Here is an 855-nt window from a genome sequence, read left to right on the forward strand (position 1 = left end):
CTTCATCGTAAGGGACGTTCGCCTCCGCCAAAAGGACGTTCATGTGGCCGGGCATGCGGCCGGCGACCGGATGGATGGCGTATTTCACCTCGACGCCGTTGGCCTTGAGCTTGTCGGCCATCTCGCGCAGCGCATGCTGCGCCTGGGCCACCGCCATGCCGTAGCCGGGCACGATGATGACCTTCTGCGCGTTCATCATCAGATAGGCGGCGTCGTCGGCCGAGCCTTGCTTGACGGTGCGCTCGATGCCGTCGTCGCTTGCTGCGGCCGTCTCGCCGCCGAAGCCGCCGAGGATGACCGAGATGAAGCTCCGGTTCATGCCCTTGCACATGATGTAGGACAGGATCGCGCCGGACGAGCCGACGAGCGCGCCGGTGATGATCAACGCAAGGTTGCCGAGGGTGAAGCCAAGCGCTGCCGCCGCCCAACCGGAATAGGAGTTCAGCATCGAGACAACGACCGGCATGTCGGCGCCGCCGATCGGAATGATCAGGAGCACGCCGAGCACCAGCGAGGCGGCGACGATCAACCAGAAGACGAGCTTCGATTCGGTGCCGACCAGAAGCACGATCAGCACCACCAGGGCGACGCCGAGGACGATGTTGATCAAGTGGCGGCCGCCGATCATGATCGGCTTGCCGGACATGCGGCCGTCGAGCTTCAGGAAGGCGATGACCGAGCCGGTGAAGGTGATGGCGCCGATGGCCACACCCAGGCTCATCTCGACCAGCGCCTGCGCGTGGATGTCGCCGGCCGTGCCGATGCCAAAACTTTCCGGCGCGTAGATGGCGGCCGCGGCCACCATGACGGCGGCAAAGCCGACGAGCGAGTGGAAGGCGGCGACCAGTTGCGGCA

Annotated in this window: 1 protein-coding gene; it reads right to left on the bottom strand. The window is 65.5% G+C overall.

Annotation, left to right across the window (positions count from 1 at the left end; all coding sequences use genetic code 11):
* Positions 1 to 855: NAD(P)(+) transhydrogenase (Re/Si-specific) subunit beta (locus tag EOA24_RS39745; RefSeq protein WP_133375034.1), on the bottom strand; the 855-nt coding region annotated here is incomplete at both ends.

Origin of the sequence: Mesorhizobium sp. M2A.F.Ca.ET.039.01.1.1, from assembly GCF_003998035.1 — a bacterium.
Classification (GTDB): Bacteria; Pseudomonadota; Alphaproteobacteria; order Rhizobiales; family Rhizobiaceae; genus Mesorhizobium.